Here is a 6,516-nt window from a genome sequence, read left to right as displayed (position 1 = left end):
GGGGTGGGGTGTCGCCTTGGGGGGGGGTTTCCCCAAACCCCCAAATCCCCTTTTTCCCGCCCCCCCCTCGGGGGGGCCTGCGGCCCCCCCCCCGCGCCCCGGCACCCCCCCGCCTGTTCCCGGGCCGGCTTGGACGCCGGCCGTGACTAGAACCCGATCTACATGCCGGCCTTGACCTTGGCCGCCACGTCCGCGGACACCCACTTCGTCCACACGTCCTCGTAGTTCTTCAGGAAGTGCTCCGCGGTTTCCTTGGCGTCGGCCTTGTTGTCGGCCTTCCACGCCAGCACCTTGTTGACCACGCTGTTGGGCCAGGACACGCTCGAGACGAACTTGAACGCGTCGGGCTCTCTCTCCGCGAAGCCGCCCACCACGTAGGTCAGCACATCGGACTTCGGGTACATGTTCGGCTTCGGGTCGGCGCAGTCCTTGTTGGTGATGCACGCGTACGTCGCCGGGTCGTGCTTCATGCCGCCGAGCTTCACCATCGGGTACTTGCCGAGGACCGAGGTGGGCGCCCAGTAGTAGGTGAAGATGGGCTGCTTCCGCTCATACGCCTTGGCGATGGCCGCGGCCAGGCCCGCTCCGGACCCCGGATCGAACAGCGTGAAGTTGGCTTTGTCGAGGCCGTAGGCCTTGAACAGGTTGGCGTTGATGATCTGGCAGGCCCAGCCGGAAGGACAGCCGTAGAAACGGCCCTTGCCGGGGTCTTCCTTGTCCTGGAACAGGTCCGGGCGCTTCATGACCGCCTGCAGCGTGGTAAGCTCCGGATTCTCCTTCACGAGGTAGTCCGGCACCCACCAGCCCTCCTCGCCGCCGTCGCTCAGGATCTCGCCGGCTTGCTTCAGGCGCCCCTCCTTGGTCGCCTTCGTCACCACCTCGCGCACGGAATTGATCCAGATCTCCGGCGCGACGTCCGGCTCGCCCTTCTCCGTCATGGAGGTCACGGTCGGTACCGTGTCACCGGGCACCAGCTCCGCCTGGCAGCCGTATCCCTTGCTCAGGATGATGGCCTCGACCTGCGCCGCCACCGCGGCCGAGTCCCAGTTCATCTCCGAGATGGTGACCTTGCCGCACTTCGCCTGGGCCGAAGCGGCCAAGGCAAGCACCAGGAACGCACCCGCCACTAAGCTCGCTATTCGCAGTTTCATGTCATGCCTCCTCTTGTTTTCGTCCACGCGCCCCCGCCCGGCCTGTGCGTGCGCAGTCCAGGAGGCGACCCATGAACCGGTTTCTTGTTTCGCCCGCGCCGTGGAGGGTCGGGACACATGGCCCCGCCGCACGCAACCCTCACGGAGGTCCCGGGCAGGAACCTCCGGGCGCCGACGGCTTCTCCGGTTTCTTGTCGGTTGCGAGAAGTATCTCCCAAGTGGAAAAGGGTCGCAACCCCGGCGATGGGTATCGGAGAACGTGGGGGCGAGCGCCTGTCCTCTCAACCAAGCGGCGCGGAACTGGAAATGATCGTCAATTCGCCGTCACTCTCGATCTCGTATCCAGGGTAGCGGGCACGAATCTCGTCGCAGACACTGGCATTGTCCTCGACGAAGTACACGAACGAGTTGTTCATGTGAGGCATCACATGTTCCAGCGTTTGCATGATTGCCCCTGACTCGTGCGCGGCGTCATCAATGCAAATGTCAACGCGATCTCCCTTGAGAATTGTGTCCAGTCGGCCACTGTCCGGTGCGAATTGATCGAATTCATACAGTTCGGGATCAGACCCGCCGAACGCCCCCATGTTTTTGAGCGCCGGCATATTGGAACGGGCGTGCGACAGATCTATGTCGAGCCCGATCACGCGCGAGGATGGAAACAGGTCGGACCACGTCGCAAGACCCGTCCCGCGCAGAATGCCGATCTCCACTATGGTCAGTTGGCGGTGGAGCCCCAGGTACCGCCCAACATACTCGGCATACTTGGGTGCATACCCATGAACCAGCATCCGGTCGCCACCTCGCATACCCCGCGCTCGGGACCCACCGCGGGAACCGCCCGCCCCTTTGTTGGCAGGCAGAAATCGTGGATCATGCGGACTAATCCGTTTTCGAGGAACGTCGATTACTAGACCACCGTACTTGATCTCGGTCTCTACGAACCAAGCGCTGCTGCCTCTCTGGATATGCTTCAATCTCCTCAGTGCGAGAACGCGGCGAACGCGCCAGAACCACTTTGAACTTCGGATTTTCGATCTCATGCATGCTCCAACGCCGAACCGCTTTCGCCATACTTCCGAATGACGGACCTGATCAAGCCCTCATAGGCCGAGATTGCGTTTTCCGCCGAGAAGGCAGCTACCCCGGCACGCAACGTCTGCCGGTGCACCGGCCTTTCGAGGGCGGAGACCATGGCTTCCGCCAACCGTACGGGGTCTCCAACGGGTACGAGCTGCCCGAGTCGCCCATCCTGAAGCACTTCCGCGGGGCCGGCGGGACAGTCGGTGCTGACGCAAGGGCAGCCGCACGCAAGCGCCTGCACGAGAACTCCGGGGAGACCCTCGAATCGCGAGGACAGCACGAAAAGGGCCGCGCGTGCCATGAACGCGAACGGATTGTCCGCCCAACCCGGCAGGGACACGCGCCCGGTCAGGCCGAGACGCGCGACCAGACGTTCGAGCGACGTTCGCCGTCCTCCTTCCCCGAGGATGATGAGGCGGCACGGCCGCGTCTCGGCGACACGCGCGAAGGCCTTCACAAGGGTGGGATAGTCTTTCTGAGACGAAAGCCTGCCGGCCGAGAGGATAACCGGTACCCCGCCGTCGTCCATCCACGGGTGGTTGGCCGGCTGGGTCATCCGAGCGTCGAGGTCTGGCGTGACGACCGGGTTGTGTATGACGGAGACCTTCGTGGCGAAAACGCCCACTTGTTCTACGAGGCTGTCGGCCACGCCTTGTGACACGCAAATGAAGTGCGATGCGCGCCCGAACAGGTGCCGATAACAGCGTTTGTGACTGCGCCGACGGGCCTGAAGCACGTTGCGGATGGTGGGGACGATGGGTGGATGGGTGCCCAATAGCTGCCCCGCCAGGAGGGCGGCAATCTTGGCGCGCGGCAGACTCGGAACGACACAATCGGGTTGCTGATGGCTCAAATAGGCCGCCACCGCCCGCGCTTGCCGGACCAGGCGCGGACCCGGAAGGCAGAGCGGGTCCCAGCGGAGCGCATCCATGATGCGCAGCCAATCCCGTGACTTTGATGTCACTGAAAGCTGAGCCATTGAGATCCGAGCCGAATTGTTGAGAACCTCCTTAGCCCTCGCGCTCTTCTTCGTGCGGTCGTCCAGTCTGTGATCGACGAGGAAAAGGCGAGCCTTTCGCGGGACTTCCGCGGGATAGTGGATGCGCGCCCCAAACAGGATGATGTCGACTCGGTGGCCCCGTTCGATCAAGCCGTTGGCTACTGTCAGCAGCGACCGCTCCGCACCGCCTCCCGCGAGGTTCGGGAGAACGAACGCCACGTGCGCGATACCAGCGAGCTTCGGCACACCCCTATCCAGGGATCTCGAGCTTCGGCCGTCGCGCTTACACCCTCAACCCACACCCCTCGAACGCTTCCCGCGTCCGCTCCTTCTCGTCCTCCGTAAGCGGGAGGAACGGCGGACGCACCGTGCCGCCGACTTGGCCCAGGAGTTCCTGCCAGTATTTCTGGTGGGCGTGGGGCTTGCCGCCGGGGCGGCTCGACGCCAGCGCCTCGCGCACGGGGTTCAGGCTGTCCCGGACCTGGCGCGCCTTTTCGGCCTGGCCGTCGAAGGCTAGCTGGGTGTACTCGTGCATGCGACGGTCGTTCCGGGTCTGGAGCAGGTAGGGCGGCGAGGAGCACAGGTAGAGCTGCCAGCCCAGCTCCACGATGTTGTCGAGCCATTCCTCCTCGGAGGCGGTGCTGACGATGAGGCGGTCGCCGGCCAGCCGGGTGAGGTCCGCGTACATGGGCCGGGGCACGGAGTACTTGATGGCCACGATGTTGGGCAGCTCCGCCACCCGCTCGCACAGCTCCGGGCTCATCAGGTAGCCCGAGTCCGGGTGGCTCCACATGGCGATGCCGATGTCCACGCGGTCACACACGGCCTTGTAGTAGTGGTAGACGGCGTCGTCCCGGTCGGTGACGAAGTGCAGCACGGGCGCGTGCACCACGATGTAGTCGGCGTCCACCGCCTCGGCGTGGCGCGCCAGCTCCACCACGGTGTCGAAGTTCTGGTCGGAGCAGGACATGATGGTGCCGGCCTTGCCCGCGGTCTCCTCCACGGCGATTTCGAAGTTGCGCTTGCGCTCCTCCAGCGACATGGTGAAGAACTCTCCCTGCTTGCCGGCGATGAAGAGCCCCTGAATCGCCAGATCGTCGACCCAGTGCCGGATGTTCCGGCGCAGTCCCTCCTCGTCGAACGAGAAGTCCTCCCTGATCGGGTTCATGGCCGCGGCCCAGACGCCCTTCATGTTCGCGCGGGCGTATTCCTTCGCATCGTGCTTCGAGTACTTCATGGCGGTTCCCTTCCGGCGGCGGACCGTACCCGCTGCCTGTGAGGATGTGTGCCTGAATTCAATGAGTTGGGTATCTGAATTCAACGCCGAATTCAATGCCGCGCATGCGGTGACAGACACAGGAAGGGGCCTGCATAATGTTTGCTATGTTGTCACTTTTCGGCTATTTCTGTTGACATGCTATACAGTCGGATCGCGCGGTTGCCGGCTCGCAGCTTCTTCCTTTTCGGTGTGAGGGGCGTCGGCAAGAGTTCATGGGCGCGCACGACCCTGCCCGACGCACTGCGTCTCGACCTGCTGGATGAAGCCCTGTTTCACGACCTGCTGGCCGACCCGTCGTTGTTCCGGCAACTGGTTTCCGCCGTCGCGCCAAGCGACTGGGTCGTCATCGATGAAGTGCAGCGCATTCCCGCGCTGTTGAACGAGGTGCACCGGCTGATCGAAGAACGCGGCCTGCGCTTCGCCCTGCTCGGTTCCAGTGCGCGGAAGCTCAAGACCGCGGGTACGAACCTGCTGGCGGGACGGGCCGTCCGCAAGGCGATGTATCCGCTGGTCCCGCGGGAACTCGGCGCCGACTTCAACCTGGAAGACGTGCTCAGGTACGGCAGCATTCCGCTGGTGTGGACCGCGGACGGGCGTCGCGAGGTGCTGGAGAGCTATACGCAGCTCTACCTCCGGGAAGAGATCCGGGCGGAAGCCGTCGTGCGCAATTTGCCTGGCTTCGTTCGCTTCCTGCCTATCGCCGCGTTGCTTCACGGACAAGTCCTGAACGTCGCGGGCATCGCCCGGGACGCCGGCGTGGCGCGCCCCACCGTGGCGGGCTACCTGGATGTACTCGAAGACACGCTTCTCACTTGGCGCCTGCCGGCGTTCGAGGCGAAGCTGCGGGTCCGCGAGCGGCGGCGGCCCAAGCTCTACTGGGTGGACCCGGGCCTCGTACGCGCCGTCAAACGCCAGTTCGGCCCGGTGTCGGCGGAGGAACGCGGGGCGCTTTTCGAAGGCTGGCTCCTGAGCCTGTTGCGCGCCCACGCGGAAGAACAACCGCTATTCGACAGCATCCACTACTGGGCACCGACGGAATCCAGCACCGAGGTCGACTTCCTGCTCCACCGGGATGCCGAATGCCTCGCCATCGAAACCAAGGCGGCCAAACGGTACCACACCGCCTTGCTCAAGGGGTTGCGCGCCATCGCCGGTCTGCCGAACCTGGCTCGGCGCATTCTCGTCTATGATGGCGCACGCGCCTTCCGCACGGAAGACGGCATCGAGGTGTGGACGGTGAAACGGTTTCTCGAGGCGCTGCGAACGGATGCGCTCTGGCCGTGAAGTCGGTTGGGCGTCCGCCGTGAGAGAAGGTCACGGAGCCCGACGGACGCATCCCCCGTGACCCCTATTTGCCGGCCACCAGCTTCGGCCAGTTGACGTCGCCCTTGGCGATGTTGCCGGGGATGTCCTGGGACCACTGGTCCCGTACTCCCAGGCTGTAGTTGAGGTAGAGCTTGCCCTCCACGATGCTCCAGGCATCCGGATCGATGGACGCCGTGTAACCCTGGCTCACCGCCCACGCGCAGTAACCGCCGTACCGGGGCGCGTACTTCTCCGGGTCGCCCTCGAACAGCGCCTTGTTCCCGGCGCTGGCGAACGACCACGTCGCCCCCTTCCACTCGACCCGATGGGCGCGCTTGCCCGCCACCGGCTTGCCCTCGGTGTGGTAGGCCACCGGATCGTACCCCCGGATGGCGCCGCCCAGATAGGTCGAGAACACCGGGTCGAGCGCCAGGGCCGTGCCCGCCGGCAAAAACAGTGCCGCAATGAACAGCGCGGCCACCATCGACCGCCGAATGCGCCGTGCGCGACTCATGGATGCCTCCTGTCGGATTCGAGAGTTCATACCTATATTCCAGCCCAATCCGAACGTGTTTGCAATACGCCGGAGGTGAACCCTTTCGCGAAATTCGGCGTTACAGCCCCTAAACCGACATCAACCCACCACCGTCCCGGGGGGGGGGGGGGGGGGGGGGGGGGGGGGGGGGGGGGGGGGGGGG

General features: G+C 64.6%; 6 protein-coding genes. 1 reads left to right on the top strand and 5 read right to left on the bottom strand.

Annotation, left to right across the window (positions count from 1 at the left end; all coding sequences use genetic code 11):
• Positions 1-158: 158 nt before the first annotated feature.
• From OXU42_18795 to OXU42_18780, 4 genes are all read right to left on the bottom strand, one after another.
• Positions 159-1,151, bottom strand: a complete 993-nt coding sequence (locus OXU42_18795; GenBank protein MDE0031434.1) for an ABC transporter substrate-binding protein — start codon at positions 1,149-1,151, stop codon at positions 159-161.
• A 281-nt stretch (positions 1,152-1,432) separates the two neighbouring features.
• The gene (locus OXU42_18790) at positions 1,433-1,942 is read right to left on the bottom strand and encodes a hypothetical protein (GenBank protein ID MDE0031433.1); all 510 of its coding nucleotides are present in this window, start codon (positions 1,940-1,942) and stop codon (positions 1,433-1,435) included.
• 248 nt (positions 1,943-2,190) lie between these two features.
• The gene (locus tag OXU42_18785) at positions 2,191-3,480 is read right to left on the bottom strand and encodes a glycosyltransferase (GenBank protein MDE0031432.1); all 1,290 of its coding nucleotides are present in this window, start codon (positions 3,478-3,480) and stop codon (positions 2,191-2,193) included.
• Between the two features lie 37 nt (positions 3,481-3,517).
• Positions 3,518-4,471 (bottom strand): dihydrodipicolinate synthase family protein, encoded by a 954-nt coding sequence (locus tag OXU42_18780; protein MDE0031431.1) that lies wholly within the window; start codon positions 4,469-4,471, stop codon positions 3,518-3,520.
• A gap of 177 nt (positions 4,472-4,648) precedes the next feature.
• On the opposite strand from OXU42_18780, the gene OXU42_18775 reads away from it, so the two are divergent.
• The gene (locus tag OXU42_18775; protein MDE0031430.1) at positions 4,649-5,797 is read left to right on the top strand and encodes an ATP-binding protein; all 1,149 of its coding nucleotides are present in this window, start codon (positions 4,649-4,651) and stop codon (positions 5,795-5,797) included.
• A gap of 64 nt (positions 5,798-5,861) precedes the next feature.
• On the opposite strand, the gene OXU42_18770 is transcribed toward OXU42_18775, so the two are convergent.
• The gene (locus OXU42_18770; protein ID MDE0031429.1) at positions 5,862-6,332 is read right to left on the bottom strand and encodes a YHS domain-containing protein; all 471 of its coding nucleotides are present in this window, start codon (positions 6,330-6,332) and stop codon (positions 5,862-5,864) included.
• Positions 6,333-6,516 lie beyond the last annotated feature (184 nt).

The organism is Deltaproteobacteria bacterium (assembly GCA_028818775.1).
Classification (GTDB): Bacteria; Desulfobacterota; Binatia; order UBA9968; family JAJDTQ01; genus JAJDTQ01.
The sequence above is the reverse complement of the archived record's forward strand: the minus strand, read 5'-3'. Positions and strand labels throughout refer to the sequence as shown.

Bases quoted from the DNA above. Each gene is read 5' to 3' on its own strand.
- OXU42_18770 (MDE0031429.1), bottom strand. From the start codon at position 6,332: ATGAGTCGCGCACGGCGCATTCGGCGGTCGATGGTGGCCGCGCTGTTC.
- OXU42_18780 (MDE0031431.1), bottom strand. From the start codon at position 4,471: ATGAAGTACTCGAAGCACGATGCGAAGGAATACGCCCGCGCGAACATG.
- OXU42_18795 (MDE0031434.1), bottom strand. From the start codon at position 1,151: ATGAAACTGCGAATAGCGAGCTTAGTGGCGGGTGCGTTCCTGGTGCTT.
- OXU42_18775 (MDE0031430.1), top strand. From the start codon at position 4,649: ATGCTATACAGTCGGATCGCGCGGTTGCCGGCTCGCAGCTTCTTCCTT.
- OXU42_18790 (MDE0031433.1), bottom strand. From the start codon at position 1,942: ATGCTGGTTCATGGGTATGCACCCAAGTATGCCGAGTATGTTGGGCGG.